The 23,890-nt window shown below is 68.1% G+C and carries 39 protein-coding genes; 2 read left to right on the top strand and 37 right to left on the bottom strand.

The genetic code is table 11. The features are described 5' to 3' along the window. The 4 genes from Sp245p_RS25905 to Sp245p_RS25890 all read right to left on the bottom strand — a co-directional run bounded on the left by Sp245p_RS25905 (position 1) and on the right by Sp245p_RS25890 (position 4,577). Positions 1-516 carry a hypothetical protein gene (locus Sp245p_RS25905; RefSeq protein WP_014199394.1) on the bottom strand — a complete coding sequence of 172 codons (516 nt, stop codon included), beginning with the start codon at positions 514-516 and terminating at the stop codon, positions 1-3. Positions 517-616: 100 nt separating this feature from the next. Beyond that, on the bottom strand, positions 617-1,717 hold the full coding sequence (locus Sp245p_RS25900) for a major capsid family protein (RefSeq protein ID WP_014199395.1): 1,101 nt from the start codon (positions 1,715-1,717) through the stop codon (positions 617-619). 78 nt (positions 1,718-1,795) lie between these two features. Next, positions 1,796-2,740, bottom strand: coding sequence for a structural cement protein Gp24 (locus Sp245p_RS25895; protein ID WP_014199396.1), 945 nt, complete (start codon positions 2,738-2,740; stop codon positions 1,796-1,798). A 70-nt stretch (positions 2,741-2,810) separates the two neighbouring features. Beyond that, complete coding sequence (locus Sp245p_RS25890) at positions 2,811-4,577, bottom strand: DUF2213 domain-containing protein (protein WP_014199397.1); 1,767 nt, start codon at positions 4,575-4,577, stop codon at positions 2,811-2,813. A 26-nt stretch (positions 4,578-4,603) separates the two neighbouring features. Here Sp245p_RS25890 and Sp245p_RS25885 point away from each other — a divergent pair, with 26 nt between their 5' ends. Further along, positions 4,604-4,831: a hypothetical protein gene (locus tag Sp245p_RS25885; protein ID WP_014199398.1), complete on the top strand. Its 228-nt coding sequence runs from the start codon at positions 4,604-4,606 to the stop codon at positions 4,829-4,831. On the opposite strand, the gene Sp245p_RS25880 is transcribed toward Sp245p_RS25885, so the two are convergent. From Sp245p_RS25880 to Sp245p_RS35140, 32 genes are all read right to left on the bottom strand, one after another. Next, positions 4,828-5,631: a phage head morphogenesis protein gene (locus Sp245p_RS25880; RefSeq protein WP_014199399.1), complete on the bottom strand. Its 804-nt coding sequence runs from the start codon at positions 5,629-5,631 to the stop codon at positions 4,828-4,830. The two genes, Sp245p_RS25885 and Sp245p_RS25880, sit on opposite strands and share 4 nt — an antisense overlap. Before the next feature lie 12 nt (positions 5,632-5,643). Next, complete coding sequence (locus Sp245p_RS36330) at positions 5,644-5,778, bottom strand: hypothetical protein (RefSeq protein ID WP_014199400.1); 135 nt, start codon at positions 5,776-5,778, stop codon at positions 5,644-5,646. Then, positions 5,778-7,400, bottom strand: coding sequence for a phage portal protein (locus tag Sp245p_RS25875; protein ID WP_014199401.1), 1,623 nt, complete (start codon positions 7,398-7,400; stop codon positions 5,778-5,780). Before Sp245p_RS25875 ends, Sp245p_RS36330 begins: the two co-directional genes overlap by 1 nt. Next, positions 7,397-8,821 (bottom strand): phage terminase large subunit, encoded by a 1,425-nt coding sequence (gene terL, locus Sp245p_RS25870; protein ID WP_014199402.1) that lies wholly within the window; start codon positions 8,819-8,821, stop codon positions 7,397-7,399. Before terL ends, Sp245p_RS25875 begins: the two co-directional genes overlap by 4 nt. Positions 8,822-8,823: 2 nt before the next feature. Further along, the gene (locus Sp245p_RS25865; RefSeq protein WP_014199403.1) at positions 8,824-9,297 is read right to left on the bottom strand and encodes a DUF2280 domain-containing protein; all 474 of its coding nucleotides are present in this window, start codon (positions 9,295-9,297) and stop codon (positions 8,824-8,826) included. Between the two features lie 30 nt (positions 9,298-9,327). Then, a complete protein-coding gene (locus Sp245p_RS25860; protein WP_014199404.1) occupies positions 9,328-9,990 on the bottom strand; it encodes a putative metallopeptidase in 663 nt (220 codons plus the stop codon). Between the two features lie 143 nt (positions 9,991-10,133). After that, positions 10,134-10,259, bottom strand: a complete 126-nt coding sequence (locus tag Sp245p_RS36325; protein WP_014199406.1) for a hypothetical protein — start codon at positions 10,257-10,259, stop codon at positions 10,134-10,136. Continuing rightward, complete coding sequence (locus Sp245p_RS25855; RefSeq protein ID WP_014199407.1) at positions 10,256-10,492, bottom strand: hypothetical protein; 237 nt, start codon at positions 10,490-10,492, stop codon at positions 10,256-10,258. The genes Sp245p_RS36325 and Sp245p_RS25855 overlap by 4 nt, the downstream gene beginning before the upstream one ends. Next, positions 10,489-10,746: a hypothetical protein gene (locus tag Sp245p_RS25850; RefSeq protein WP_014199408.1), complete on the bottom strand. Its 258-nt coding sequence runs from the start codon at positions 10,744-10,746 to the stop codon at positions 10,489-10,491. Before Sp245p_RS25850 ends, Sp245p_RS25855 begins: the two co-directional genes overlap by 4 nt. Before the next feature lie 40 nt (positions 10,747-10,786). After that, on the bottom strand, positions 10,787-11,110 hold the full coding sequence (locus Sp245p_RS35165; RefSeq protein WP_014199409.1) for a phage holin family protein: 324 nt from the start codon (positions 11,108-11,110) through the stop codon (positions 10,787-10,789). 263 nt (positions 11,111-11,373) lie between these two features. Continuing rightward, positions 11,374-12,180: a hypothetical protein gene (locus Sp245p_RS25840; RefSeq protein ID WP_014199410.1), complete on the bottom strand. Its 807-nt coding sequence runs from the start codon at positions 12,178-12,180 to the stop codon at positions 11,374-11,376. Then, positions 12,177-12,866, bottom strand: a complete 690-nt coding sequence (locus Sp245p_RS25835; protein WP_014199411.1) for a hypothetical protein — start codon at positions 12,864-12,866, stop codon at positions 12,177-12,179. The genes Sp245p_RS25840 and Sp245p_RS25835 overlap by 4 nt, the downstream gene beginning before the upstream one ends. After that, positions 12,863-13,540 (bottom strand): recombinase family protein, encoded by a 678-nt coding sequence (locus Sp245p_RS25830; protein ID WP_014199412.1) that lies wholly within the window; start codon positions 13,538-13,540, stop codon positions 12,863-12,865. Before Sp245p_RS25830 ends, Sp245p_RS25835 begins: the two co-directional genes overlap by 4 nt. Before the next feature lie 220 nt (positions 13,541-13,760). Next, complete coding sequence (locus Sp245p_RS25825; RefSeq protein ID WP_014199414.1) at positions 13,761-14,270, bottom strand: recombinase family protein; 510 nt, start codon at positions 14,268-14,270, stop codon at positions 13,761-13,763. Positions 14,271-14,272: 2 nt separating this feature from the next. Continuing rightward, positions 14,273-14,425: a hypothetical protein gene (locus tag Sp245p_RS35160; protein WP_014199415.1), complete on the bottom strand. Its 153-nt coding sequence runs from the start codon at positions 14,423-14,425 to the stop codon at positions 14,273-14,275. A 3-nt stretch (positions 14,426-14,428) separates the two neighbouring features. Beyond that, on the bottom strand, positions 14,429-14,998 hold the full coding sequence (locus Sp245p_RS25820) for a hypothetical protein (protein ID WP_129557233.1): 570 nt from the start codon (positions 14,996-14,998) through the stop codon (positions 14,429-14,431). 19 nt (positions 14,999-15,017) lie between these two features. After that, the gene (locus Sp245p_RS25815; protein WP_158310458.1) at positions 15,018-15,953 is read right to left on the bottom strand and encodes a YdaU family protein; all 936 of its coding nucleotides are present in this window, start codon (positions 15,951-15,953) and stop codon (positions 15,018-15,020) included. Further along, complete coding sequence (locus tag Sp245p_RS25810) at positions 15,950-16,456, bottom strand: YdaU family protein (RefSeq protein ID WP_014199418.1); 507 nt, start codon at positions 16,454-16,456, stop codon at positions 15,950-15,952. The genes Sp245p_RS25815 and Sp245p_RS25810 overlap by 4 nt, the downstream gene beginning before the upstream one ends. A gap of 3 nt (positions 16,457-16,459) precedes the next feature. Then, positions 16,460-16,660 (bottom strand): hypothetical protein, encoded by a 201-nt coding sequence (locus Sp245p_RS25805; protein ID WP_014199419.1) that lies wholly within the window; start codon positions 16,658-16,660, stop codon positions 16,460-16,462. A gap of 5 nt (positions 16,661-16,665) precedes the next feature. Beyond that, positions 16,666-17,193, bottom strand: coding sequence for a GNAT family N-acetyltransferase (locus Sp245p_RS25800; RefSeq protein WP_109139014.1), 528 nt, complete (start codon positions 17,191-17,193; stop codon positions 16,666-16,668). A gap of 6 nt (positions 17,194-17,199) precedes the next feature. Continuing rightward, positions 17,200-17,802 carry an MT-A70 family methyltransferase gene (locus Sp245p_RS25795; RefSeq protein ID WP_014199421.1) on the bottom strand — a complete coding sequence of 201 codons (603 nt, stop codon included), beginning with the start codon at positions 17,800-17,802 and terminating at the stop codon, positions 17,200-17,202. Further along, positions 17,799-17,966, bottom strand: coding sequence for a hypothetical protein (locus Sp245p_RS35155; RefSeq protein WP_014199422.1), 168 nt, complete (start codon positions 17,964-17,966; stop codon positions 17,799-17,801). The genes Sp245p_RS25795 and Sp245p_RS35155 overlap by 4 nt, the downstream gene beginning before the upstream one ends. Next, positions 17,963-18,688, bottom strand: a complete 726-nt coding sequence (locus Sp245p_RS25790) for a DNA methyltransferase (protein WP_014199423.1) — start codon at positions 18,686-18,688, stop codon at positions 17,963-17,965. Before Sp245p_RS25790 ends, Sp245p_RS35155 begins: the two co-directional genes overlap by 4 nt. 129 nt (positions 18,689-18,817) lie before the next feature. Further along, the gene (locus tag Sp245p_RS25785) at positions 18,818-19,045 is read right to left on the bottom strand and encodes a hypothetical protein (protein ID WP_014199425.1); all 228 of its coding nucleotides are present in this window, start codon (positions 19,043-19,045) and stop codon (positions 18,818-18,820) included. Further along, entirely contained in the window at positions 19,042-19,542 is a 501-nt protein-coding gene (locus Sp245p_RS25780) for a LexA family protein (RefSeq protein WP_014199426.1), read from the bottom strand. Before Sp245p_RS25780 ends, Sp245p_RS25785 begins: the two co-directional genes overlap by 4 nt. Beyond that, the gene (locus Sp245p_RS25775) at positions 19,539-19,790 is read right to left on the bottom strand and encodes a helix-turn-helix transcriptional regulator (protein ID WP_014199427.1); all 252 of its coding nucleotides are present in this window, start codon (positions 19,788-19,790) and stop codon (positions 19,539-19,541) included. The genes Sp245p_RS25780 and Sp245p_RS25775 overlap by 4 nt, the downstream gene beginning before the upstream one ends. Continuing rightward, positions 19,787-20,035 carry a DUF2312 domain-containing protein gene (locus Sp245p_RS25770; protein WP_014199428.1) on the bottom strand — a complete coding sequence of 83 codons (249 nt, stop codon included), beginning with the start codon at positions 20,033-20,035 and terminating at the stop codon, positions 19,787-19,789. The genes Sp245p_RS25775 and Sp245p_RS25770 overlap by 4 nt, the downstream gene beginning before the upstream one ends. Continuing rightward, the gene (locus tag Sp245p_RS25765; protein ID WP_014199429.1) at positions 20,032-20,601 is read right to left on the bottom strand and encodes an HNH endonuclease signature motif containing protein; all 570 of its coding nucleotides are present in this window, start codon (positions 20,599-20,601) and stop codon (positions 20,032-20,034) included. Before Sp245p_RS25765 ends, Sp245p_RS25770 begins: the two co-directional genes overlap by 4 nt. An 11-nt stretch (positions 20,602-20,612) precedes the next feature. Continuing rightward, complete coding sequence (gene dnaN, locus Sp245p_RS25760) at positions 20,613-21,842, bottom strand: DNA polymerase III subunit beta (RefSeq protein WP_014199431.1); 1,230 nt, start codon at positions 21,840-21,842, stop codon at positions 20,613-20,615. Beyond that, a complete protein-coding gene (locus Sp245p_RS35150; protein ID WP_014199432.1) occupies positions 21,842-22,204 on the bottom strand; it encodes a RusA family crossover junction endodeoxyribonuclease in 363 nt (120 codons plus the stop codon). Before Sp245p_RS35150 ends, dnaN begins: the two co-directional genes overlap by 1 nt. Then, positions 22,201-22,626: a hypothetical protein gene (locus Sp245p_RS35145; RefSeq protein ID WP_014199433.1), complete on the bottom strand. Its 426-nt coding sequence runs from the start codon at positions 22,624-22,626 to the stop codon at positions 22,201-22,203. The genes Sp245p_RS35150 and Sp245p_RS35145 overlap by 4 nt, the downstream gene beginning before the upstream one ends. Next, on the bottom strand, positions 22,626-22,931 hold the full coding sequence (locus Sp245p_RS35140; protein WP_158310459.1) for a hypothetical protein: 306 nt from the start codon (positions 22,929-22,931) through the stop codon (positions 22,626-22,628). Before Sp245p_RS35140 ends, Sp245p_RS35145 begins: the two co-directional genes overlap by 1 nt. A gap of 57 nt (positions 22,932-22,988) precedes the next feature. On the opposite strand from Sp245p_RS35140, the gene Sp245p_RS25750 reads away from it, so the two are divergent. Then, a complete protein-coding gene (locus tag Sp245p_RS25750) occupies positions 22,989-23,192 on the top strand; it encodes a hypothetical protein (protein ID WP_014199435.1) in 204 nt (67 codons plus the stop codon). A gap of 10 nt (positions 23,193-23,202) precedes the next feature. Here the strand turns inward: Sp245p_RS25750 and Sp245p_RS25745 are convergent, their stop codons facing one another. Beyond that, positions 23,203-23,700 carry a helix-turn-helix transcriptional regulator gene (locus Sp245p_RS25745; RefSeq protein ID WP_014199436.1) on the bottom strand — a complete coding sequence of 166 codons (498 nt, stop codon included), beginning with the start codon at positions 23,698-23,700 and terminating at the stop codon, positions 23,203-23,205. Positions 23,701-23,890: the final 190 nt, after the last annotated feature.

Raw genomic sequence — 23,890 nt, 5'->3', positions numbered from 1 at the left:
TCAGACGTCGGCCTGGGTGACCTGCATGCCGACGCGCGGCGGGTTCTTCGGGTCGATGCGCTCCAGGCCGGAGCGGAGTTCCGTCCTCTCGCGCGCTTCGCCCTCGGCGTGGCCGGGCTTGGCGTGCGCGAATATCAGGCCGGAGCGGACCAGGGCGGAGCTGGCGTTCTGCTCCAGCCACTTGTCCCAGAAGCCCTTCGGCACGCCCGGCGTCAGGCCAAAGCCGCCGATGATGGGGTGTTCCGGGGCCATGTTCTGCGGGAAGGCGTTGCCCTTGATGACGAAGGTCGTCTCGTCCTGCCGGGCCATCTTCACGGAGCGGAAGCCGCCGCCCATGACGGGCTCGGAGACCTCCTCCATGGTGAAGGTGCGCAGCTCCAGGCCGTGCGGCAGCTTGCACGCGACGGTGACGGTCTCGCCCGACGTGGCCGGCGCGGTGGCCTCGCTTGCGGCGGAAGCGGTCAGAACGTCGTCGGTCGCGCGGGGCGTGTTGGGGGAATGCTCGCGGGGCGGCATGTGGTCCTCGTGGGTTGGGATAGGCTGGGTCGAAGCTCAGGCAGGCGCCCGGCGGGAGGGTTGCCGGGCGCCCGGTCAGCGCCGACCGGGGACGGGTCGATCAGACGCCGAGCATCTGGGCGATCGCCATGGGCATGCGGATGATCGCCCCCCAGGTCCCGCCCGTGACCTTCTGCTTGTAGGACGAGGTGGCGGGGATGATCTTGTGCGCCCGCATCTTCTCGTTGTAGGCGCAGTACCCGGTGTCCTGCCCCTCGATCTCGTCGACGATGAGCTGGACGAGGTTGCCGACGACGACGCCCTGCGGGTTGCTGGCCGACCGGATGCCGTACTGCACCGCCGTCACGACGCGCAGGTTCGGGAAGTTCTTGCGCAGCAGGTCGGTGACGTTGACGTTGTAGGTATTCGTCGCGGTCAGGGCCACGGCGCTGCCGGGGCCCAGGGCCAGGGTCATCTTGGATTCCTGCGTCACGAGGCCGCCGGACTGCGCCACCAGCTTCCAGAACAGGGCCTGGATGTCGGCGTAGACCTCGTTGGCGGTCGCCTTGATGACGCCCGCGGCGATCCACGCCGTGCCGCCCGCGGCCTTGGTCGCCGGGGTCAGGGCCGCGGACAGGTTCGGGTCGTTCAGCAGGCCGTAGTTCTGGAGGCCCTGGACGCCGTAGAAGTAGGTCAGGTTGGTGAAGCGGTTCAGGGTCGTGGCCGCGGCCTTGTCGATCTCCGACACCCAGTTGATGCGGGCCAGACCGGCGCGCTCCAGCTCGCGCTCGCCGTATTCCTTCATCACCTGGAACAGGTAGGACTGGCGCTGCGGCCAGTTGGTGTTCGCGCCGGCCCGGCCATTCTCGGCGAAGTCGCCGTAGCTGGACGCCTCGCCCGTGTGCTCGACCACCGGGAACATGGCGGTGTCGTCCGTCCACGTGCCCTTGCGGTTCTCGCCCAGGATCTCCGCCGCCTTGGTCGGGCTGAACAGGATCTCGAAGACGTCCGGGTCGATCAGGGTCGTGAGCATCGCCGGAACGGCGCTGTTCGGGTCGGTCGACAGGCCCGGCTGCGCGTCCATGGCGATGGTGTAGTCGAAGCGCGGGCCGTCGTACAGGTAACCGGTGGCGAGGCTGTAGACGCCCAGGCGCTCGGCGCGCTCGCGGTCCGAAGCCCACGCGGTCCGGGCTTCCTCCTGGGTGTTGAAACGGATGGGCATGGGGAACTCCCGTGATGGGCGCCGGCTCGCGGCGCGAAGAGAGACGAGGCCTTGCCGAAGGGCTGTTATGGCGTCCGATCAGCCGATCGGGGTGGTGGTGACCTTGACCAGCTCACCGGCCAGACCGGACGAGCGGGCCTCCCAGCGGGTCTCGATGTTGACCGCCGCGGTGACGGTGGTGCTGCTTGCCGTCTGCGAGGTGCCGACCCGGTAGGTGCCGGTGCCGCCGGTACCGGTGCCCAACGCCGTGATGGTCGTGCCGGCCGTGATGCCCGAGCCGGACAGGACCGCGCCGACGGTCAGCGTGCCGCTGGCTACGGCGGTGACGGTCAGCGTGCCGTAATCCTCGGTGATGGTCGTGCTGGCGACCGTCTGCTCCGGGATGTCCACCGAGTAGACGCCGACACCGCCGGCCGTGCCGGAGACCTGCGAGACGACGCGGGTGCCGGTGGCGACGCCGGTACCGGACAGCACACCGCCGGGGACGACGGTGCCGGACGACACGGCGGTGATGGTCATGATGTTGCCGCTGATGCTGCCGGTGACGACAGCCTGGGTCGGGGCGATGGAGCCGGTGACGGTGGCGTTGGTCGGGTTGCCGGTCGCGGCGAAGGAAATCGCCCCGTCCGAGAAGCGCGCGTAGGCCTTCATGCCGGGAAGGGCCTGGGCCGAGCCGTTGTTTTTGACCCAGATATCCCCGGCGTTGAAGATTTCGACAGGGAAGCCCTGCGGCACGGACAGGGACGAACTGCCCAGGAAGTCCGTGATGAGTCCCTGTTGCCGGCGCGGCACGATGCCGGTGGGCTTGCCGATGCCGTGGCTGCTGACGATGGCCGGCGCGCCGTTGGCGTCGACGGTGCTGAAGTCGGCCCAGGCGAAGCGACCGACGGTCACGCCGTCCGGGCCGGCCACGAAGGCGCCGGGACCGGCCAGGGCGTTGTGCCGCGGGTTGGTGGAGGCGAAATCACCCTCGACGGCGGGCGCCGGCTGGGCATTGACCTGCGACTGGAATCCGCCGCTCATGGTTCAGTCTCCCAAAAAAGAAGGCCCCGCAGAGGGGGCCGTTGAAGCGGTGTTGCGGGGCCTGCCCGTGTCAGGCGGTGCCGATGCGGCCGGCGCCGGGGAAGCGATCGGCGAAGCCCTTGGCGCTCGCGGCGTCCATGGCCTGGACGGGCGCGCGGCGCGGCGTGGCGGCCTGCACGTGCATGTCCCACATGGCCCGGTAGGCGCTGGGGTGGACGTCCTTCAGGTTGACGCCGCGCATTTCCAGGGCGGCCTTGAAGACGCCCTCGGCGCTGTCGCAGGCGACGGCCAGCGTGCCAACGACCGGGCGGACCAGATCGCGGGCCTCGGCCACGGCGTTCATGCGGGCGATAACGGCGGCCTCGGTCTTCGTGCGCTCGGCGGCCAGGGCGGCGTCCATCGCGGCCTTGGTGATGGGCTCCTGTCCGCCGCCGGGGATCGGCTTGCCTGAGAACGGGGCCGGCTCGTCCTTGGCCGCGGGCGGCTGGAGCGCGCCGGGTTCCTTGGTCTCCTCGTCCTCGCCGAGCATGGTGCCCAGCGCGGCCATGTCCTCTTCGCCCAGCTTGCCGGCCAGGGCGGCGAGGATTTCGGCCTTGGTCTTGCGGACGGCCGGGGCGACGGCTTCGGCCTCGTCGCCGGCCTCCAGCTCGGCCAGGAGGGGTTCGGCCTCGCCCATGGCGTCCTGCGCCATCTTGCCCTTCATCATGTCGCGCAGCTTCGCGACGACTCCCTTGCGCTTGCTCATGCTCTCGATCTCCAGGGGTTTCGCGTCGCCGACAACCACGTCCGGGCCGGCTCGCCCTTCTTTCACCAGGGCCACATGGTTGCCCTTAAGGTTGCGCATCACGCCGTCGTAGGGCTGGCCCTCGTACGTGCCCGGCGTCATGTCCGGGTCGTAGCGGTAGCCGCACGACAGCTCTTTCTGGCTCCCGTCCTCGATCCCGGCGATTGCGTCGGCGGTCCAGACGGCGAGGCTGTTGGTCAGGTATGGCGGCTGGAACGCCGCGTCTGTGCCGGTGGTCCCGACGACCTTACCGAAGGGGTGATCCCAGGCGGTGGAAGGGACGTGGGTGTCGAGCAGCGGCAGCGCGTTGAAGGTCGGCGCAGCGCGGGCCAGTTCGTCCGGGTGGCGCAGAAGTCGATACGTCTTGCCGGGGTCCAGCCCCAGCGCCTCCCATCCGGGGATTTCCCGGCCCAGGTAGGGGTTCACGACGGCCTTGCTGATGTTGGCCCGCTCGACCTTCAGGCGCCCATCCTCGTCCTTCTGGCGCACCGTGTCGCGGTCCATCGCCAGCCGGTCCGTGGTCACGCTGTCCGCGGCGCCTCCACCGGTCAGCGTCGCCCGCACCTTCGGGTGCATCGGATCAGGCAGAGCGTCCGGCAGCGCCCAGACGAAATCCGTGTGCTCTCCGTTCAGCGTCGGTTCGAACCTGTCCGCCACCGGGCATTCGAAGGTGTGGAACACCATGCCGGTTGGCGTCTCCTTGCGGCTGATGAGCCGGAGGGGGCCGGGCGGCTCGCGCCCGATCTCCTCCAGGCTCTCGCGCGTCGCGGCCTGCTCAGCCGTCTCGCCGGGGTCGGCCCCGCCGCCGGGAAGCGACCAGTGCCCCGCAAAGTTGACGTCGTCCGGGCTGCGCTTCAGCAGGAGAACCGACCCGTCCGGCGCGCGGAAGATGATGCCGGCGGCCATCTTCGGCGGCGGTCCGCCCTTCGCGCGCCCATCGTCCGGTCCCTGATGCTCCGGCTCGGCCGCCTCCTCCATGAAGAAGCGGATGAGCAGACGCACCAGATCGCCTAGGTAGGACGGAGCGGCGTCCTTCGGGATGCTTGGCGGCATGGTGGGAACCCCTGTAGGCTGGCCCGATGGCCGATGATTTGACGTTCGCCCTTGAGGCGATCCGTGAGTTGGTGGACGACCTCCGCCGGGACGCGGAGCTGATGAGCTTCGAGGTGGTGGTCCCGGAGGAGCGTCTTGTGGGCAATGAGGCCGCGGCGTTCATCGAGCGCGCCGCGGGATTCCTGGAGGAACTGGCGAAGGCCGGCGGCCCGACAGGCGAACGTGCGTCCGCGATCCTGCGGACGGTCGGCTAAAGCACCGGCTCCGCGTAGCACCGGCAATTGTAAATTGCCCCAGGCAGAGCGCGGGCGCCGGTCCGCTTGTCGGCGACCGGCGGCGCGTTCCATTCGAACGTCTTCCCATCCAACGCCCGGTGATCCCGCCGCACGTCGGAGTCGCCGACCGTGCGCCAGTTGAAGTGCGTGCTCCCGATGGCCTGCGACCGGGCCGACACCAGTTCGGCCTGCGTGCGCCCGACCTCGGTCCGCGCGATCATGTTCGCCCGACTGGCCGCGACGTCGCCGGATCGCATGATCTCCTGCGCGATCTGCTCCGCCCGGGTGCCGTTGGTCAGGCTCTCGACCGTCAGCTTGTGGACCCGCTGCCCGGCCTCCGTGGGAAGGCTGGTGATGAGCTGGACCTGCTCGGCCAGCCGCGCCTGCATCAGCGCGCCCGTCGGGGCGCCCTCGATTTCGGCATGCAGCGCCCGGCCGATCTGCCGCCCAGCGTCGAGCCACATCTTCCGGTCCCGCGCCGCGACGTCGGCGAGCATCCGGCGGCCCACCGCATCCGCCCAGGGCTCAATGACCTTGGCGTAGCGGTTGAGCGCGTCGGTGATCCCCACGGCCCACCCCAGGTCTCCAGGCTGGAACGTGCCGCGCACGAGGTTCCCGACCTGCCGGGCCACGCCGCGAAGCTCGCGAGCGTATGACTCTTCAGCCCGGCGCGCCCGCATGACGGCTGCCTTGCTGAACGGCTTGTTGGCCCGGTCGAAGGCGAGGCCGCGGGGCAGCCCGACCAGCCCGCGCGGCTGCGCGTCGCACAGGATGCACATGGGCCTTGCCCCTCAGTCCTTCGGTGGTCGCGGCGGGGGCAAAGGCCTCCGCTCCCCGCACGACAGGCCACCGCCCAGCACGAGCAGCCAGACGACGACCACCGCGCCCGTCACGAGGATGACGGCCCGTTCGATCAGCGCTTCCATCACGCCACCTCTTGCTGTTGCGGCGGCGCGGCGGGCGCGGCCGGCTTCTCCAGGCCGGGCAGCGGCGGGATGCCGCCGCCCTCTTCGCCAGCCGGCGGAACCGTGCTGCGCTCCCTGGACAGGCCGCTGTAGGGGCTGCCCTCGTCGCGGATGAGCCGTTCCCGGATCTCCGGAGCGTCGATCGCGCCGATCTCCTGATAGATCGCGCCCGTCTGCGCCTCGATGAACCGAACCTCTGCCTGTTCCTTCTCGTCCAGGCTCCGCAACGGCTCGAACTCGAACCCGATGTCCGGGTCGATCTCGCCGAACTTGCTGAGCTGCACGACCTGCAGCACCCGCTCCAGGTTGGGCCGGAAGAACCGCTCCTGGAGGCTGTGGACGTGGTCGTAGAAGGCCTGCAACTCCCCTTCCGACGAGGCGTTGAGCCCCGCGGGCTGGATGCCCAGCAGGATCACGATGGGGATTCCTGACACGGCCGACATGTGCTCCTGCGTCTGCGCCTGGAGCACGTCCAGGCCGGACAGCGGGGCGGAGACGTTGGCGAAGTCCTCCGCGTTTTTGTCCACGGCCATCACGCCGCGGTTGTCGCGCAGGGAGTTGAACAGGTCGATGCGCCGGAACAGCTCGTCCGCCGCCTCCCCGTCCGCCATCTGCGCAAGAAGGTCGGTCTTCAGCACCATGACGCTGAACGCGCTCACGATGTCCGCGACGCTCTGCCGGGTCCGAAGCCAGTTGTCCACATAGGGCTTGGCGATCTGGCTGAGCGACAGGCCGCCGAAGCTGTAGGCCGGCTTCAGCATGTCGGGGACCTCGCGCCCGATGAAGGTCAGCAGGCGGGAGCCGTGGACCTCCTTCCCCATCACGAACCAGCTCTCCGGATTGTACCAGCCGGGGTTGAGCGGGTCGTTGCTGTTGTAGGCGGTCGGGTAGCACCAGACGGCTTCGACCGGGCGGACGGCCTTCAGGCTGCCGCGCTTGACCTTGGCGGGGCTGGGCGTGCCGTCGGCGCTGGAGATGGGCTTCTTCAACTCCTCAGGATCTTCGGTCGATCCGGTGTCGAGGTAGAGGTGCGACCGACCGAAAAAGCCGTCGTCCTCCGCGATCTTCCGGAACGCCTCCTGCACGCCCAGGCGCTTGAACTCCGCCTCGATGGCCGCGATCTTGTCGGACTTGTCCTCGCCGTCATCGCCGTTCTGCCCGTCGCCCACGTGGCGGATCTTGATCCACTTGCGGGTCATGTGCTGCGCCAGCGTCTCGCTGATGCGGCGGTACTCGGGCCGCTGCGCCAGCTCCGACAGGTAGGCGTAGCCGAGGAACTGTTGCCCCTCGTGCCATGCGCTACTGGCCGCCCATGCGAACATGGCCGCGGCGGAGGCGTCGGAGGCGCTGTCCATCGCCATGCCGTTCGACCCCTTCGGGGCAACGCCCGGCGGGTGGGACGGGGCGACGAACGGGTGCACCGCGTCCGGCCGTCCGGGCTTGCGCGCCGCCTCGATCAGCGCAGTGTGCGTGACGCGCATCTTCGGCTTGGCCGGCGGCTGCTCGACCGGCGCCGCGGCATCCTGCGCCGGAGCGGCGCCACGCCCGCGGGGGCGCTTGCTGTGCTTCGGCTGGGTGGTCATCGACGCCTCGTGGTGGGCTGGGCGGCACGGGCCAGGACGGAATCGGAGACGGTCATTCGGGCGCCCTGGAACAGCTCGTTGAACGCCCGTGAGAGCGCGTCGACCTGATCGTCGTTCGTGGCGTTGGGGAACACCCGCATTTCGGCAATCAGCGCATCGTTCCACGGCGCGGCCAGCATCAGCACGTTGCCGACGTTCACCTGAGAGGCGAACGGCTCGGCCCGCGTGATCTTGTCGCCGCTCTCCGGGCTGGACTTCACCGTGTGCCCGGCAAGTTGTTTGGTCAGGTAGCGGACCTGCGATTTGCCGGCCTGTCCGGGGTCCTGCGGGATGCAGACCGCGACGGACCGGCGGTCGCGCGCCGCGGTGTTGACGATGGCCTCTTCGACGCGCTCCGGGCCGCCCTGGAGCCGCACGATATCGGCGATGACATAGCGCCCATCGGGCAGTTGCCCCAGCTTCGCGCCGACCGTCCAATCGCCCTCGTCCTCGCTCGCGGCAAGGTCCCAGGCCCGGACGAAGCGCGTCCCCGCCGGCAACTCCTCAATCGGCTTGATCGAGTCCGGCTTGAAGATGTTGCCTTCGGGCGGCGCCGGCTGCTGTTGGTACTGGCCCGCGAAGGTGTAGGGCTTCGCGGCCCGCATCCGGCGCAGCTCGGCGACGTCGTGTTTCTCGGGCCACAGGGCGGTGCCGTCGTCCTGCAGCGCCTTCAGGCACACATGGTCCCATCGCTCGCCGTTCCCCCCATTCAGGAGCCAGCCGGCCAAGTCCCCCTCGTGCAAGCGCTGCATGATGAGGATGATCGGCGTGTCCGGCCCGTTGACGCGGGTTTCAAGCGTGTTCTGGAACCAGTCGATGACGTTCTGCCGCATGACGTCCGAACGGGCCTCGTCGGCCTTGTGCGGGTCGTCAATGAGGATGGCCCCGCCGAAGCCGGGCCGCATCTTGCCGGCGCCATAGCCGGTGATCGTGCCACCCGCGCCGACCGCGTAGACGATGCCGCCTTCCGTGGTCCGCCACTCGTCCTTGGCTTGGCTGTCGTCCCGCAGCGCCAGCGAAGGGAAGACCTCGCCGTAAGCCGGGTGCTGCGCCATGCCGCGCACGTCCCATGAACTGGCCGACGCCAGCCGGCCCGAGTAGGACGTGTAGATGAACTCGCTGTCCGGATGGTGCCCGAGCCCCCAGCCGATGAAGTTCTTGACGATCTCCGTCTTGGAGTAGCGCGGCGGCAGGTTCAGAATCAGCCGCCGGCTTCCCCCGCGGAACACCTTCGTCAGGGCCGCGCAGATGGCCGCGTGATGCTTGGCCCGCTGCCACTTGAAGCCCTTGCGCTGGAGGAACATCCACCGGCTGAAGAAGTACAGATCCTCGCGCGCGAGCTGGACCGCGGCGAACCTCTTCTCCGGCGTCATGTCCAGCATGGTCAAACCTCGTCGGCCACCTCGCGGGCGATGCCCTTCCACTCGTCGACGGACAGGTTTGCGACTGGGATCGGCGCACCGCCCGGCCCGCTCAACTCCTTCCGCACCTTGTTCGTGAAGGCGTCGCCGCACTCCTTCGCGGCCTGCTCCATGAGCTGCGCGGCCAAGGCCATGTTCCCCATGCCCTCAGCCTTCGCAGCCATCCGGTTCAGCGCCCGCAGCCGCACCGCCTTGTGGCTGATGCCGATGGCGGATGTGTCTTCGAGGAAGGCCTTGCGGGTCTCCTCGAAAAGCTCCTTCCAGCGCTCGGCCAACCCGCGGCCCGAGACCTTCGTGGGGTCGTGCGCCTCGACCTGCTGCCGAGACACGACAACGCCGAATCCCGTTTTGACCGACTCGACCACGGTGGACGGTGGATCGAAGCAGGCGACGGCCTGAACGATGAAGGCTTTCACCTCTGGTTTCAGGACTGCCATGTCAATCAATCCCGTCCATAGCGGTCCAGACTACGCCATCTTCCGGCAACACGTCCCACAAGCCGCCCCAATGAGCGCCGGGGCAATCGTCGGGGCCGAGTTCGCGGCCCGCACCAGATCGACCGTACGGCCCGCAGCGTGGCCCACGCCGTAGCGCTGAACCACCCCCACGAATTCCTCGACGTCGTGGCCTCGGATGCCGAATGTCGGCCGTCCGTCCTGTCCAAACTTCGGAGCGCCGAACACGTCGCGCTGCTGCCCGCAGTGGAAGAGTTCATGTTCCACGGTCGCGCAGGCCGAAGCGTCGTCCGCCTCGACCCACCACACCGCGTCGAAGGTCAACAGGAAGTCCGGCTCGTAGCCGAACCAGTCCTCAAGCTGCTGTTCCGCGCGCCCGGCGGTCCAGGCGTTGCCGCGTGGCTGCGGCATCTCCGCCATGGCGACAGCCCGGTTCATCTTCACGACGAGCGGCCGGTTCGCCCAGAGGCAGGCGATGTTGGCCTGCCGGAGGTGCGCGTGTTCGGGGTTGGCGAGAAGCCCGGTTTCCGAGACGAAGACGGCCATGAGCCATTCCGTCAGGTCGACCGCCGGGACGAAGCGCCACGGCGGAAGCGGCTCGCACAGGTCGGCCGGCGGCATGGGGCGCTTCAGGCCGCCGAGGCGGATCACTTCGCCCTTCGGCTTTCGCGCCATGGCGTCACTCCAGTTTCAAAGCCGCCCGTCTGGCGAGATAGTCGGCCAGCCGCCGCGCGTTCGAGGCCGCTTCTTGGGCGCGCCGCGCTTCCCATTGCATGTCGACGGCCGAGCGTCGCCGTGGGCCAGGCGGGCAAGACCTCTCACCCGCGACCGCGTTGCGCAGCGTCCGCGCGATCCCCAGTTCCATGGCGCCCGTCCTCCTGCCGCTCGATCAGCGCCTCGATGATCCGCACCGCGTCGGCGAGGCTTTGGCTCAGCGGCTTCATGCTGGTTCGTCCGGTTGTTCGACCAGCACGCGCCCGACCCAATCGGCCGGGATGATGCTGAGCGACAGCCGTCCCGCCCCATCCTCCACCAGCTCGTGACGCGCATGGACCCGCGTCCCGTCAACGGCCACGAACGGCTCGCCGCTCGCGTCCAGTCCCTCGGTCACGACGCGGCGCGGGGCGCATGTGCACCGGCCGTCCGTCATGCAGGTCTCGTTGCAGCGCTTCGTCATCTCGTCCCCATCAGCCCGTTGGCGGGTCGCAGCGCACCGTCGGCGATCTGCCGAACTCGGCGCGCCATTTCCTTCGAGGCGGTTCGCAGCGGGTCGCGAAGGCGGCGGCGCAGGCGGTCAACCTTGCGCTCCAGCCGGGAAACGTCGTGCTGCTCGGTGCGGATCACCGCCCGTTCGGTCGGGGCGACAGCGGCGGACGCCAAGCCAAGCGCCATCACGGCGCCAAGCCCGGCGCCGATCAGCAGTCGCTTCATGCCCAACCTCCTGAATGCGCAATTGTGAATTGCTTTCTGGTCAGTCCGCCCGAGCCCGCGGCAGCCGGCTCTGCACCGTCTGCCACACGGCCTCGATGATCCGCGGCCCGATGTACGAGCCCGCCACCACGAAGCCGACGCGGACCTGCCCGTCGATGCCGAGATGCCCGGCCATGGCGTCGAGCACCAGCCCCATGCCAACGGCGGTGACGGTCTCCAGCCCAAGCTCCTTGGACCAGAATTTCCGGCGTCCCAACTGGACCTGCCCTGCGTGAACCATCATGCGCCCCACAAAGCTGGAAGCCACGGCAACGGCACCTGACGTTACCTGCGCTAACCAGTCCGGTCCGGCGTCTAAGGGCATGACAGTCTCCAGCGGGGCCGGATGACGGGCCCAAGGCGATGTGTAGGGCCGCAGGCGACGCCGCGCGGCGTCATCGTGCATTCTGGCGGGACCAGGACGGTGCTGCGCGCCTGCGGATCTCGGGAATGGTTGCGATCGCCCCGAACGCGAAAAACCCCGCTTGGGACGTGCCCAGCGAGGTTTCTGCGGTCGGATTTCGGCGATTAACTGCGACCCTACACCCGACCCTCCCAGGGGTCAAATCCTTTTTTCGCGATAAAGGGTTAGGTTTTGCCGATGGGGTACCGCTCGTCGCGGATGATTCGCCGGGACCGGAACGGGACCTGCAAAAACGCCTCCTCCAGCTCGGCGTAAGCGGCCTCGAACCGGTCCACGATGGCGCGCAGCATGTCCAGATACGCCGGATCGGGCCAGTACTCGACTGGGCAGTAAGGGGACCAGAGGCGGTCGCCGGTCGCCCAGCCCGAATTCGTGTCCAGCGGCGCCCCGGTGGTAGCGCACACCACGCGCTGTTTTCGACGCAGCCGGCGGCGCGGGCGCAGGTCGATCCGGTATTTCCACTTGTGGGTCCGGTCCTTTGTCGCCCAGCGCTCGATCTCGCCGTGGTCCTCCGTCTCGGCCAGCTTGGCGGCCTCGGCGCGGGTCAGCAGGATTTCCGGGACCGTGACCCACTCGCCGCGGACGGCGTGCATCGCTCCCCCGGCGCCGCGGTCCATGTTCGGCATTGCCCGCACCTCCGGCTGAGCGGTCGGGCGTTCCGGCTCCTCGCCGGTCCGCGCCGCCTCGATGACCAGCCGGGCAATCTCCGGGTCGAGGATGCCGATCACGATCCGGTGGGCCGCAGCGGCGTCGCGGTGGATGGCCGCCGGAATGTCGCCGTCCAGGCTGGACAGGTATTCCGCCCACAGGAACCTGGAACCGTGGCTGCGCCCGAGCCCGAGCCGGTCGGCGCGCTGCGACCCGTAGGCCCAGACCAGCATGTCCCAGACGGTGGCGGGCTTGCGCTGGTCGACCGGCGTGGCGTCAATCGGCACCGGGGTGGCCGCGGGGGTGATGGCGATGGCGTTCATGCGGCCTCCTTGGTCAGGGCGTCGAAGTTGGTCCAGAAGGCTTCCTCCCACCGGTTCAGCCGGCGGGAGCGGAGGGCGGCGGCGATCCGGGGGCGAAGCTGGCCGATGCTGGCGTGCTCGGCAGCGTGCGGGATGACCCGGTACCGCTGGTCGCCACTCGAAGCCGGGATGATGCCGGCCTGGACAAGATCGGCGGAGAGGCGCAGGGCTTCGTCCGCCCACAGCATGGACAGCATGGCGTGCGGGGCCATGCGCTCCCCGGCGCCGAAGCGACGGCTATCGCGGTAGGTTTCAGGCTCCCACGGGGCGGACGCCCCAAAGTGAACGGCGGACTCCCTGAGGGTTCCGCCGTCGAAGGTGCGCACGGCGTCGAACCCCAACGCCCAGCATGCGGCGTAATCGGCGGGCTCGTGCAGCACGTCCAGCACCAGAACCAGCTTGTCGAACCGGGCGCCATACCGCTCGCGCTGCTCGGGCAGGCGGGCCAGCGTGTCCTTGCCCGACTTCAGCTCGATCCCGATCAGCGCGCGGTCCAGTGCGACAACCATGTCAGCCCGCCCGTCGCTGGACGAGCTGTCCAGCGTGATCTCGTGGCGGATGGCGTCACGCGGCGTGCCGGCGGACAGCAGCGCCGCGGTGACAGCCAGCCGCAGGTCCATGTCGCAGGTTTTCGGGGGCTTGGTCATGCGGCGTCTCCTTCGGCGGCGCGGTCTTTCAGGAAGGCGCTCACGGTCGGGTGAGTGACCTTGATGCCGTACTCGGCGGAAACCGTGTCGGCGATCCGGCGCAGCGACGTGCCGGCGGAAGCCAGTTCCACGATGCGCCCCTTGATCGCGTCGAAACCGGGGATGGGGACCAGCGCGTCGCCCTCCCGGCGGAATCCGAACGGCGGGTTGCCGCCTTGGTACCGGCCCTTGGCTTTCAGCTCGTCCATGCCGGCCTGGGTGCGGACCCCGATCATCTCGCGCTCGAACCGGGCGAACCCCGCCATGACCAGGGCCAGGATGCGCGCCATGCCGCCCTTGGTCGGGTCCGGCGTGCCGTCGCTGAGCGCCACATCCACGCCGCGCTCCGCCAGATCGTCCACAGTCACGCAGAAATCCGTGTCGGATCGAAACAGGCGGTCGAGTTTTGTTGCGAATACTTTGTCGCCGGATTTCAGCGCCGCCAGCAGCGCCCCGCCCTGCGGACGGTCGCGCAGCGGGATTTTCGCCGACACGCCGGCATCCACGAACAGCCGGGCCAGCGGCGCGCCGCTCTTCTCGCAGAGGGAGCGGATGGTGCGCTCCTGCCCGTCAAGGCTTTGACCTTCAAGGGCTTGCTCGTCTGTCGAGACCCGGATGTAGCCGTAAGCGGCCATGGTCACACCTCGGCTGGTAACGAGTGGAAGGGAGGGGCGCCTTTCCAGGCATGGGGCGGTAAGGTGGGGTCGGTCGAAACCAGACGATCCGAGCGGCCCTTTACGCGCAATACTCCCCGCGCTTCTTTCAAGTAATCGTGACGCATTTTATCCCCCGAAGTCCAAAAGCGCCTTTCCACGGCTCCGCGGCAATTGAACGGCGCGGCGCGCTTCGACGAATTCATTCAACATTTTCGATTTCGCCTTTGGGCGCCCATGTCGAAGCGCTCGCGGCGAAGCCGAACTCCATGTCCGTTTCGATGGATTTCGTGACGATCCCGTGCTCGATGGAGCGCACGAAGGCGCCGCCCTCATCCCGCAGCATGGCGGCCGACGCCATGGCCCAGGGCATCCGCTCCGAAATCCGATCAGCCCTCAGCACGACGACATTTCCGGCGGCGTTGCTCACCAGAGCCTCCCGCATCCGCGAGTACCCCGGCCGCTGGGAAGGGTTGCCCCTCCCGTCGCACACGTCCGAAAAGATTTTGACGAGGCTGACGTCGTTATCGGCACAGAATTTTCGTATTCCGGCCTCTTGTTCGGCATAATTCGGGGGCGAGCTTTCGCTTTCCGTGCGGATATATCCAACGGCCAGCTTCGCTGCAGCGTCGGCATCCTTCTTTTTCTTGGCGAGCTTCTTCAGCTTCCGTTTCTGATATTTGCTGATCTGGTGCGGCGTCGGGTCATCCATCGTCACAGCCCCCACACGGAAAGCCACCACAGGCCGAACCGAATGGCCGGAACGGCAGCGAGGAAAAGTAGGAACGAAACCACCACACCAGACACAGCCGGCCCCAACGGGCTCTCGGGGCCAAGCCACCGGCCAATCAGCTTCAGCGCTTTCATCCCTCACCCCTCCCCGCGGTTCATCACGGCCGGCGCGCCCATGTTCCGCTGCGCCGGCTTCCCGCCGTTCCGCGCCCAGAAATCCGCCATCAGCTTTTCCGTGGTCTCGCTCATGACGCGCGGGCCGGCGTCCCGGTCATCCTCCGGCTGCGGCCGTCGACGCTGCGGCGCTGGCGCCCCGCCCTTCGCGAGCACGGACAGCCGCCCCCATGCATCGCGCAGCCGCGTCCGCTCGGCGTCGAGCGCTTCGGACAGCTCCGCCCAGCCCGGCCAGAACCGGAACTTGCGGGCCACGCGGTCGAAAACGGCCGGGTCGGTGAACAGGGCTGACGGGTAGCCGTTGTTCAGGATGTCGGAGACGGCGCCCATCAGCTTGGTTTCCGGCGGGAGCTGGCTGCCGTTGCACCGGTTGGCGAGATGGGCAACCCACCGCTTGGCGTCGTCGTGCGACACCGGGGCGGTTCCGGAGCGGAGCGCGGCCAAGGCATCGGCTGCTTCGCGCCGCACATCGGGCGCCACGATCGCGGGCGGCTTCCAGGCGCCGGGCCGGAGCACGTACACGCCGTCGATCAAGACACCCTCCTCCGGGGGCTCAAGCGCGGCCCGCAAGGTCTCGCTCCAAGATGCCGGCGAACAGGCTGTCGGGGCGCTGGCGGGCAGCGCTGACACGAGACTGGTCACGTTGGTCATGATCGAATCCTTTCGGCGATTGCATGGCGGGCGGGGGCGGCTCGTCGAGCCAGCACTTGCCGTTCAGCCACGTGGATGGATGCTTGATGTACCGGGGGTCGTTCCCGGCGACCTGCCGGGCGTACCGCTGGATTCCGGTCAGCAGGTCGGCAGGGGTCGCCCCGCCCTTGACCGCCGACCGATAGGCCTTCTCGGCGTGCCCCTTGCTCACCTTGTGCGGGACGTGCTGCCACCACTCGCCGAACGATGCATTCGGGTCTTGGCTCTGTGGCTCCGGGATGGACCGGGAGTCGTCGTCGACCTGCCCGTCCGTCGTCTGCGGATCACCAGTCCGCAGGCTCGCCTCATCCGCACTCGGGTCATGGCCCAGGGGGGCCGATTTGAGGGAGTCCTCAATAGCGTCAGCTATTGAGGTAAGTACTGTATGGGTGTGGGTGTGGGTGCTTGCGTTTTGCTTAAGCTCCGCTGATGCATTTGCTTGAGCGGTATTGTTGTTTTTCAGCGACTTAGCCTCAGCGCCGAGCTTCCCGGACTTGCTGCGAACGGCCGACACTTTTTGCACATACCGCCACTCTTTTTCGAGCCGATGCTGCCGCCACGTCCCTTCCGACAGGTCGAAAAAACTGGCAAGGATCGGCCGCAGACGCTCCGTCCACCGCTTGACCGAAACGCGGCAGATGCGCGCCATCCGCACCGGATCATCCGGGAAGGGGTCCGCGTTGTTGCGCCACGTCACGAACAGGATGAGGCAATAGGCGCCGAACTCCTCCGTAGAGAGGTGCGTGGTGTCCCCGAGCAGAGCATCGGTGAACACCGGCATAGAAGGCGCCTTGCTCATGCCACCCCCCATTGTTCCGGTGTCCTGGCGCCCTTTGCTCGATTGCAGGGACGGCACGCTGTGACGAGGTTCTCTTCGGTCGCCGCCCCGCCAACGGAGGCGGGGATAACGTGGTCGCACTCAAGCGGTCCGCCCCTCTTCCCGCAGTACCGGCAGGTGTAGTTGTCACGCTCGAAGACGACCGCCCGGATTTGCCGCCACTCTTCCAGAGGCGGCCGGGAGGCGGCGCGAGCAATTTCAGTTTCGCACCGACGGTTGCTCAGCTTCCCGTCTCTGAGGAACAGTTTGCGGCGCGCGAGCAGCGATGCGCGGATGCGGCGCCACTTCTCAATCGTCGTGTTGCACAGCTTCGCGAGGTCCCGATCATCGTCGTCGATCGGGCCGCCGTAGCTGTAGATCAGACAGCAGACGGTGATGTAGCAGCCGCGCTCGTCCGGCCGCAGCGTTGCCGCGCCCACAAGCCATTCGTCGGGGGACAGGTCGACGCGCCGGACTTTGCCCATGGATCAAATGGCCCTCTCTTCATGCCGCATCAGGAACAGCGCGGCCCGGACGCTGCTGAGCGCGTCGCCCCACTGCGGGGCCTCGCGGGTCAGGACCGGGGCGCCGACAGAGCGGATCACGGTGCGCGGCGACAGGCCTTGGAACTTCGCCCACAGGCAGTGTTCCAGGGCGATGTCGTGCGCCGCGTCGCGTTGGTAGGCCATGCCCCCTACTCCGCCGCCTGCGCCAGCCCAGCCGCCCGCAGGTCCCGAACCCACGCCAGCATGAGGGCGTTCGGCGCCGCGGTGACGGCCTGGAACCCCCGCCGCTCGAAGACGTCCGGGCGGCCGGTGCGGGCCATGACGAAGTGATCTGGCTCGGCCCGGTTCTGGACGTGACGCAGCGCCGCGTCGAGCAGGCGCCCGCCGATTCCTGCGGCCTGGAACTGCGGGGCGACGCCCCAATAGGCGATGTCCCAGCCGGCAGCGGAGATGAAGGACCGGCGGAAGGCGATGGCGCCGACGACGCGGGCTTCCTCGCCGACGGTGGCGACGATCACCTGGGGCACGTGCAGGGTGATGCCGGCCAGGCTATCGAACAGCACGTCCCGCAGGTCGGTCGCGTAGCGCTGGGGGATCGCGCCGCCGGGCTGGCGGTGGCAGTCGCGCAGGATCTCGATGACCGCTGGCACGTCGCCGCGAAGCATGGTGCGGATGGTGGCGCTCATGGCGTGTCCCTGGAGAGAGGTTGTGGGCATGGCCGGTCACTCCGCGGCGACGAGCGGCAAGGTCGGGGCCGGGGCGGCGGCGAACTTCCCGACCTCATTCCCCCAGGCGTCCCAGCCCTCGCGCGCCGCCCTGGCGAACAGCTCGCACTTGCGTGCCGCCGGATACATGCGCTCCAGATCGGCGTGCAGCCGGTCGGGCTTGCGGGAGTGCTCCCGGCGCTCGGCGATGATGCTGTTCGGGATAGCCACCCCTCGGACACGGCCGGGCTGACCCTTGACGCCGACGAGCCACGGTTCGGAGCTGGAGCGCCAGTAGTAGCCGGTACCCTTGGCCGGCTGTCCCTCGCCGTCCAGCTTCGCCCAGCTCCCCGCCGTGCTGTACCGGAAGCCCCAGGCCCGCAGCACATCCAGCGAGAGGGCCAGGAAAGGCGCTGTCGTCCACATCACCAGCAGGCAGTCGCGAGCGGCCAGATCGGCGACGGGGAGCGCGGCGATTTCGCCGATGCTCATGGTCGGATAGGGACAGGGCTTCCCGTCGCCCTTCGCCGACCACGTTCGGAACTTCCAGGGCGGGTCGGCAAGGATGACGCCGTATGCCCCGCGCTGCAGGTCGCCGAATGGCCAGGAGGGAGTCGTCATCGCCGCACCCCCTTCTTCCTGGCCTGCTCCTGCTCGGCCCGCTGGATCGTCGCCCGGTTGGTCTGGTAGCGCTTCCAGAGGTCCGGCCGCTTGGGCAGATCGTCGCCGTGCTCGCGCATCAGGCGCGCGTTCTCGGCCATGGCCGATGCGGTGGCGGGGGTCATGGGGCGGTCTCCCCGCAGAAGAGGGCCGTCTGGACGGGCTTAGCCGCAGGCGCAGGGACGAAGAGGTCAGCTTGCTTGTAGGCTTCTTCGATGCGGCGGCAGGCGATGCCGAAGTAGCGGGCATCTCGCTCGATGCCGACGAACGACACGCCACGCTTGGCGCACGCAACGCCAGTGGTTCCGGAACCCATGTACGGGTCGATCACCGAGCCCACGGACGGCAGAAGGCCAAGGCACCACAGCATTAGCGAAAGGGGCTTTTGCGTCGGGTGCTGTTTGTTTGGCGTGCCGCGCGTTGCGCTCTCACGAAAGATTGCCGCCGGCCTGTTGAGCGATGACCACGCCACCTCAACCTGAGAGAAATTCTCCCACGGCTGCTCCTTGTCCCATACCAGAACGGCGCGAGCGGGCGGGAGGTTGAAGTAATTCCCCCCCCAAATGATCTGGTCTCGCGACACCCGGCGGATCAGGTCGAACACCTCGTCTGATGGGGCGATGTCCCATTTCACGTCAGAGGTGTTCAGCAGCCGCCCCTTCAGCTTTCCGGAGCCCTGCTGGCGCGGCGACTTCCTTACGGCAGGCGTTGACCCCTCGCCTTCAAGGTTCAAAATGCCGTACGGCGGGTCGGTGACAACCGCATCAACCCCGCTCAGCGTCGGCAGGATTTCCCGGCAATCCCCGCAATACAGCACGGCATCGCCAATCTCGACGCGCTCAACCATTCAGTGCCTCCAGTGCGGCAGATCGGGGACAGGTACCGGCGATGACCGCCCGACCGATTGCGTAGTAGGCGGCGTAGGTGGCGCTAAGCTCACGCTGGGTGCGCCACCAGTCGCAGAAGAGGGGCTTCATCACACCCCTCCCGCCGCAGCCGCGTCGCCCTCGGGCGTGCGGAAATAGAGGAAGTCGCGCGGCACGCGCTGCTGATTGACGAAGCCGCCGCCGGTAAGCGCCTGCATGACGGCCTTGGCCTCGGGCAGGTCGAGGCCGGCGCGCTCGGCGATGCTGGGCAGGCGGGCGCCCTGCACGTCGCGTTGGCCCGGCGTAGCGCGGAGCAGGGAGAGCATGGCGGGGGTCATGCTGGCACCGCCACGGAGCGCAGAGGGTTGAGCTTGGCGACCACGAGGTGGAGCGAGCGCGGACAGTGCGGCTGCCGCTTGACCAAGCCACGCCGAGCAAGCCCATGGACCGCATCGGAGGTGGTGCGGGGGTCCGAAAGGCCCGAAGCCTCCGTCAGCTCCCGGTAGGTCATCGGGACGGCCCCATTGGCCTCCGCGTTTTTCACGAGGGCTTCGAGTACCTGGGATTGATGCGCGGGCATCCCCGTGAATGCCGGCCGCGACCGCTCTCCGGCCGCAGGCTCAGTGAAGCGCCCGCCATAGCCGAGAGCCTGCGCCCGCTCCATCAGGTCGAGCTTGGTCGAGCAGCCGAGGCGCGCGGCCAGCTTGGCGGCGCAAGCCCGAACCTCCTCTTTCGTGACCCCGTGGGACTCGGCGATCTCCCGGTACATCTTGTGCTGGGCGACGCCGAGAAGGACGGCGTGCTCCAGGTCGGACGCGAGGCGTGCCTTGCTCATGCGGCCTCCTTCGCGCAATCGTCCATTGCGCTTTGCGAGAGGTGTTCGTGGGTGATGCGGACGCCGACGAGCGCGGCCCAGGCGAACAGCTTGTCGGCGGGCGGGAAATTGACGCCCTTCTCCCAGGCGGACAGCGCTTGCCGGGTGCAGCGCAGATCCTTGGCGACGGCTTCCTGATGGAGCCCCTTCGCGGCGCGGGCATGCACCAGCGCGCGGCGGAGGGAAAGCCAGTGGGCGGCGGCGCTCATGACGTCATCCCGAGCGCTTCGCGATACAACTCAAGTATCGCGTCTTGCTCTTGCAGGTCCGCCTTATCCATCTTGCGAAGACGAATGATTTGGCGAAGAATTTTATTGTCAAACCCCGCGCTTTTGCTTTCTGCGTAGACTTCGCGAATATCGTCGGTTAGCCCCTTCTTTTCTTCTTCCAGCTTCTCGATGCGGAAGACGAAGGATTTCAGGCGATCAGCAGCTATTCCACCGACATCACTCATCGTGCGGCCCTCTGTTCAGCGCGCCGGGTGCGTTGCATTTCCATGCGGTGCGCGTGGTTTTGTTTCTGATGGCGGCGGATGGCATCGGACTGGCAGGCGCGACAAAATCGATGCCCGCGATGGTCGATGCCGGTATTCTCCGGAGAGAATGGGTGTCCGCGCTTGCAGTGGGTTTGGAGTGACGCCTTTGCTCGGGTTACGATCCCAAGCGCGCCGCGCAAGGTGTTTTCCAGGACGGTCACAGCTTCCAAATGCTCGGGGTTGACGCAGCGTCGATTGCGGCAGAGATGATCGATGTGCAGGCCTTCCGGGATCGGCCCATAGGCCATTTCGTAGGCCACTCGATGCGCCAGAACCGGCTTCGAATCCTCGCTGCTGATCTGGCCGTATCCACTGCTGATGCAGCCGGTCCAGTCATGGCACCCGGTGATCGGATTGACGGAGACCTTCTCGGCGAAGCGCTGCGACAGCGGCTTCCGCACGCGGAGCCATTTTCCCCGACCGAGCTTTCCGCCGCCGACGTCGCTCGCGTCGGACGGCGGCTTGTTGTGGCCGATCTTGCTCATGTCGGCCTCCTTCAAACGCGCATCGGCATGAGGACTTGGCGCAGCGATACGCGGTCCTGCTGCTCGCTCGGGCGCCCATCGTCCGCCGGCTCCACCACACAGGGCATGGCGCCGTCTTCGAAGCGGAACGTCACCGCTTCGCCGTCGAAGGCGTCCAGCATCTCGGCCACGTAGCGGGCGTTGAAGCCGATCTCGCCGACGTCGGTGCTGGCGACCGTGACGCGGGTGGACAGGCTGCCCAACTGCGGGGAGGAGGCGGAGACCTGCAGGGACGCCTTGTTCAGCGTGAGCTTCACGCCCTTGCTGTCGCAGGTCAGCGCCGGCCCGACCGTCTTCAGCGCCCGGCGCAGCATGGCCCGGTAGACCGTGAAGGCCTTCGTCGTGTCCTTCGGGATGACACGCTCGTAGTCGGGATAGGTGCCGTCCACGAGCCGGGTGACGATCTCCGTCGTCTCGCCGCCGTGCTCCCAGGAGAAGGCCATGCGCGCGGCTTTGTCCGGCCCGTTCGGAATGGTCAGCGTGACCGGCGCCGCTTCCGGCAGGACGGCCAGCAGCCGCAGGACCATGCCGACCGCCGATCGCGGGATGATGACCCCGGAGTCCAGGTCCTTGTGATCGCCGTCCACGGGCGACGCGATGCTGGCGATGCCCATCCGGTGGCCGTCGGTGGCGACGGCGCGCAGAGTGCCACCGTGGCGCCGCAGGAAGATGCCGTTCAGGTAGTAGCGGGTTTCCTCGGTGCTGATGCAGTGCTTGACGGACTCGAACAGCCGAAGCAGGTCGCCGGCCGGCATCTGGAACGGCTTGTCGGTCTGGACGGCCGGAGCGTCGGGCATGTCCTCGATGGGGAGCGCGAACACCTCGCCTGTCACATCCTCGGCGGTGATGGCGACCCGCATGGCCGCGCCGTTCGGCTCCAGCGTCACCGGTCCGGGCGAGATGGCGTCAAGCACTGCGGCGAGCGTCTTGGCTCCGACGGTGGTTCCGAACGCCGCCGGCACGTCGGCGGGGGTCGTGCGCAGGATCGCGATGTCTTGATCGGTCGCCCAGAGGCGCACGGTGCCGGCGGGGTCGGCTTTGATCGCGACGTTGGACAGGATCGGGATGGTGTTGCTGCGGGCCACGACGAGCGAGACCGCCTTTACGGCGCGCAGCAGGACGGGGGAATCGATGGTCAGGCGGGCGACGGGCGTCGAGTTGGTCTCGCGGGCCGCCCTGGGCCTCTTCGCGGTGATGGTCATCACGGGGTTTCCTTCTGCGTGATCGTGACACGGCAGCCCGTCAGGCCCGGCACGTTGGGGCGCCCGGTCAGCTCGGCCACGATGTTGGCGTTGTCGTCTTCGATGAGGCCCAGCTTCACCAGGAGGTCGAGCGGGGCCTTGAACAGATTGTCGGTGTCGACGCGCCCGGCGCGCTTGCCGTGCTCGACCAGGATAGTCACCGGGCCGTGGATAGGTTCGTGACGCTGTGCCTTGACCTTCCAGACGGCAGCCTGCTTCCAAGCGTCGTAAGCGGGGGTCGGCACGCGACCGCCACGCACGTTCTTGAACAGGTTGTTGGCGCTCGGCGGGGCGGGCATTTCGATCACGGCGCAACGGGTCATTGCGAAATCCTCCGCAGGGCGGAGCGGGCGCGTCGGTCCAGGTCGAGGCGATGGGAGACTTCGAAAAGCTGGCGCGTCTGGGCCTCGGTCGGACGGTCGCCCATGGCGCGGATCAGGTGTTTCTTGGCCTGCTCCTTGGCGACGATCTCCGCTCGAGACATGATCCACTCCGGGCCGGGTGGCGCGTCGTCTTCCTCCTGCCGGGGCTGAACGACGGCCAGGGATCGGCGAAGCGTCTTGGGGATGCGGAGCGCGGATCCGTTTCCCTTCAGGCCCATGAGGGCAAGGTGATTGCCGACGGTCCTGGAGGATGTCCCGATCCGCTTCCCGATCTCGGCGCTCGTCAGGCCCTGCGCATGGAGCGGGGCAATCATGGCCTGCAGGGCTGCGCTTTGTTCGCGGCGGGCTTTGCTGAGAGCCATCACGCCACCCCCTGCACGTCGGAGCCGCGCGGCCGGCGGAAGCGCAGGACACCGACGTCAGCACCAGCCAGCACGCGACGGAACCGCTCGCCTTCCCTCTCGCGCATGACGGCCAGGGTCCGGGCGGGTGGAAGGTCGCTGATCCAGCGCTCGGCGGTGCGCGTGGACACGCCATAGTCGGCGCCGACCTTCGCCGCGACGCAGGCTCCTCCGTGTTTGGTCACGAAGTAGCGCTTCAGGTCGCTCGACATTTTCCGAGCGGCCTCGTCCTGCTCCTCCGACATCTTCTGTCGGCGTAACGACATGATCTGTCGGGGCTTTCCGGTGGACCGGTCAACGTGTGCGTGTGCAGCATAGACGCCATGAACACGAACGATCCGATCCAAAACCCCGTCGACGCCCTGATCCTGGCGACGCTGATCCGCATCCGCGCCGCCGAGGTCGAGGCGGTCACGCCGGCCAGGGCAGCGTTTCTGCGCGCCGCCGCTGGCGCCATTGAGGCCCGCGTGTTCTCCGGGCAGGCACCCGGAGACCTGGGCGGCCTGCGGAGCGCTGTGGGTGAGTGACGGACCCATGTCACGCCTCCATCTGCGGGGAGGTGGCGGCACCGGCCTGGGTCGCGCGGGAGCGCCACCAGACCGCGGCCTGGACGCGGTTCTTCGAGCCGGTCCGGCGGAATATCTCGGACATGTGCGAGCGAACGGTCTCGGCAGAGATGCTGAGCGCTCGGCCGATTTCCTTGTTCCTCTTGCCGTCGGAAAACAGGGCCAGCACCGACTCATGGCGCGGCGAGAGAGGGAAGGCCTGGGCATCGGCGCTGCGGATCTTCAAAACGGTCGCGAACTGTGCCCTGCCCTGAACGCCGAGAACTCGCTTGGCCGCCCGTACGGCATTCTTCACGGACTGGTTGGGGACCTTCAGCGTGGTCGCGATCTCCTTGTCGGGATGGCCGCACGCGACCAGCCGCGCGACTTGGGCGACGAGGCCCGTCAGGGCCGCGGAACCTTCGGCGGGCTGGACCGGGGGCGCCATCCCATGGCATTCTCCGGCTTGCTGATTGGCACTGATCTGCATGGTTTCTGCCTTTCAGTCTGGACGCCGGCCCGCGGGGTGCAATCCTGGGCCGGCGTTCTTGCGTTCGCGCTCCGGTTGGAGCGCGGCGGGTTGGGCTCAGAGCCCGAGCGCGGCCCAAACGAAGCGGGTCAGGGCCGACGTGAGAAGGAAGAGACTCCCCAGCATGAGGCCGGTCGTTGCGGCGATGCGA

The sequence above is a fragment of the Azospirillum baldaniorum genome (assembly GCF_003119195.2).
Lineage (GTDB): Bacteria > Pseudomonadota > Alphaproteobacteria > Azospirillales > Azospirillaceae > Azospirillum > Azospirillum baldaniorum.
The sequence above is the reverse complement of the archived record's forward strand: the minus strand, read 5'-3'. Positions and strand labels throughout refer to the sequence as shown.

Excerpts from the sequence above, each read along its gene's own strand:
- Sp245p_RS25775 (WP_014199427.1), bottom strand. The coding sequence starts at position 19,790 with ATGAGCGCCGCCGCCCACTGGCTTTCCCTCCGCCGCGCGCTGGTGCAT.
- dnaN (WP_014199431.1), bottom strand. The coding sequence starts at position 21,842 with ATGACCATCACCGCGAAGAGGCCCAGGGCGGCCCGCGAGACCAACTCG.
- Sp245p_RS25795 (WP_014199421.1), bottom strand. The coding sequence starts at position 17,802 with ATGACGACTCCCTCCTGGCCATTCGGCGACCTGCAGCGCGGGGCATAC.
- Sp245p_RS25885 (WP_014199398.1), top strand. The coding sequence starts at position 4,604 with ATGGCCGATGATTTGACGTTCGCCCTTGAGGCGATCCGTGAGTTGGTG.
- Sp245p_RS25855 (WP_014199407.1), bottom strand. The coding sequence starts at position 10,492 with ATGACGAAGCGCTGCAACGAGACCTGCATGACGGACGGCCGGTGCACA.
- Sp245p_RS25880 (WP_014199399.1), bottom strand. The coding sequence starts at position 5,631 with ATGTGCATCCTGTGCGACGCGCAGCCGCGCGGGCTGGTCGGGCTGCCC.
- Sp245p_RS25900 (WP_014199395.1), bottom strand. The coding sequence starts at position 1,717 with ATGCCCATCCGTTTCAACACCCAGGAGGAAGCCCGGACCGCGTGGGCT.
- Sp245p_RS25745 (WP_014199436.1), bottom strand. The coding sequence starts at position 23,700 with ATGCAGATCAGTGCCAATCAGCAAGCCGGAGAATGCCATGGGATGGCG.
- Sp245p_RS25815 (WP_158310458.1), bottom strand. The coding sequence starts at position 15,953 with ATGAGCAAGGCGCCTTCTATGCCGGTGTTCACCGATGCTCTGCTCGGG.
- Sp245p_RS36325 (WP_014199406.1), bottom strand. The coding sequence starts at position 10,259 with ATGAAGCCGCTGAGCCAAAGCCTCGCCGACGCGGTGCGGATCATCGAG.
- Sp245p_RS35145 (WP_014199433.1), bottom strand. The coding sequence starts at position 22,626 with ATGGCTCTCAGCAAAGCCCGCCGCGAACAAAGCGCAGCCCTGCAGGCC.
- Sp245p_RS25875 (WP_014199401.1), bottom strand. The coding sequence starts at position 7,400 with ATGACCACCCAGCCGAAGCACAGCAAGCGCCCCCGCGGGCGTGGCGCC.
- Sp245p_RS36330 (WP_014199400.1), bottom strand. The coding sequence starts at position 5,778 with ATGGAAGCGCTGATCGAACGGGCCGTCATCCTCGTGACGGGCGCGGTG.
- Sp245p_RS25905 (WP_014199394.1), bottom strand. The coding sequence starts at position 516 with ATGCCGCCCCGCGAGCATTCCCCCAACACGCCCCGCGCGACCGACGAC.
- Sp245p_RS25770 (WP_014199428.1), bottom strand. The coding sequence starts at position 20,035 with ATGAGTGATGTCGGTGGAATAGCTGCTGATCGCCTGAAATCCTTCGTC.
- Sp245p_RS25840 (WP_014199410.1), bottom strand. The coding sequence starts at position 12,180 with ATGAACGCCATCGCCATCACCCCCGCGGCCACCCCGGTGCCGATTGAC.
- Sp245p_RS25810 (WP_014199418.1), bottom strand. The coding sequence starts at position 16,456 with ATGGGCAAAGTCCGGCGCGTCGACCTGTCCCCCGACGAATGGCTTGTG.
- Sp245p_RS25860 (WP_014199404.1), bottom strand. The coding sequence starts at position 9,990 with ATGGCGCGAAAGCCGAAGGGCGAAGTGATCCGCCTCGGCGGCCTGAAG.
- Sp245p_RS25805 (WP_014199419.1), bottom strand. The coding sequence starts at position 16,660 with ATGGCCTACCAACGCGACGCGGCGCACGACATCGCCCTGGAACACTGC.
- Sp245p_RS25825 (WP_014199414.1), bottom strand. The coding sequence starts at position 14,270 with ATGGATGACCCGACGCCGCACCAGATCAGCAAATATCAGAAACGGAAG.
- Sp245p_RS25780 (WP_014199426.1), bottom strand. The coding sequence starts at position 19,542 with ATGAGCAAGGCACGCCTCGCGTCCGACCTGGAGCACGCCGTCCTTCTC.
- Sp245p_RS25865 (WP_014199403.1), bottom strand. The coding sequence starts at position 9,297 with ATGGCAGTCCTGAAACCAGAGGTGAAAGCCTTCATCGTTCAGGCCGTC.
- terL (WP_014199402.1), bottom strand. The coding sequence starts at position 8,821 with ATGCTGGACATGACGCCGGAGAAGAGGTTCGCCGCGGTCCAGCTCGCG.
- Sp245p_RS35165 (WP_014199409.1), bottom strand. The coding sequence starts at position 11,110 with ATGCCCTTAGACGCCGGACCGGACTGGTTAGCGCAGGTAACGTCAGGT.
- Sp245p_RS25850 (WP_014199408.1), bottom strand. The coding sequence starts at position 10,746 with ATGAAGCGACTGCTGATCGGCGCCGGGCTTGGCGCCGTGATGGCGCTT.
- Sp245p_RS35155 (WP_014199422.1), bottom strand. The coding sequence starts at position 17,966 with ATGACCCCCGCCACCGCATCGGCCATGGCCGAGAACGCGCGCCTGATG.
- Sp245p_RS35140 (WP_158310459.1), bottom strand. The coding sequence starts at position 22,931 with ATGTCGTTACGCCGACAGAAGATGTCGGAGGAGCAGGACGAGGCCGCT.
- Sp245p_RS35160 (WP_014199415.1), bottom strand. The coding sequence starts at position 14,425 with ATGAAAGCGCTGAAGCTGATTGGCCGGTGGCTTGGCCCCGAGAGCCCG.
- Sp245p_RS35150 (WP_014199432.1), bottom strand. The coding sequence starts at position 22,204 with ATGACCCGTTGCGCCGTGATCGAAATGCCCGCCCCGCCGAGCGCCAAC.
- Sp245p_RS25895 (WP_014199396.1), bottom strand. The coding sequence starts at position 2,740 with ATGAGCGGCGGATTCCAGTCGCAGGTCAATGCCCAGCCGGCGCCCGCC.
- Sp245p_RS25800 (WP_109139014.1), bottom strand. The coding sequence starts at position 17,193 with ATGCCCACAACCTCTCTCCAGGGACACGCCATGAGCGCCACCATCCGC.
- Sp245p_RS25790 (WP_014199423.1), bottom strand. The coding sequence starts at position 18,688 with ATGGTTGAGCGCGTCGAGATTGGCGATGCCGTGCTGTATTGCGGGGAT.
- Sp245p_RS25830 (WP_014199412.1), bottom strand. The coding sequence starts at position 13,540 with ATGGCCGCTTACGGCTACATCCGGGTCTCGACAGACGAGCAAGCCCTT.
- Sp245p_RS25835 (WP_014199411.1), bottom strand. The coding sequence starts at position 12,866 with ATGACCAAGCCCCCGAAAACCTGCGACATGGACCTGCGGCTGGCTGTC.
- Sp245p_RS25750 (WP_014199435.1), top strand. The coding sequence starts at position 22,989 with ATGAACACGAACGATCCGATCCAAAACCCCGTCGACGCCCTGATCCTG.
- Sp245p_RS25765 (WP_014199429.1), bottom strand. The coding sequence starts at position 20,601 with ATGAGCAAGATCGGCCACAACAAGCCGCCGTCCGACGCGAGCGACGTC.
- Sp245p_RS25785 (WP_014199425.1), bottom strand. The coding sequence starts at position 19,045 with ATGACCCCCGCCATGCTCTCCCTGCTCCGCGCTACGCCGGGCCAACGC.
- Sp245p_RS25890 (WP_014199397.1), bottom strand. The coding sequence starts at position 4,577 with ATGCCGCCAAGCATCCCGAAGGACGCCGCTCCGTCCTACCTAGGCGAT.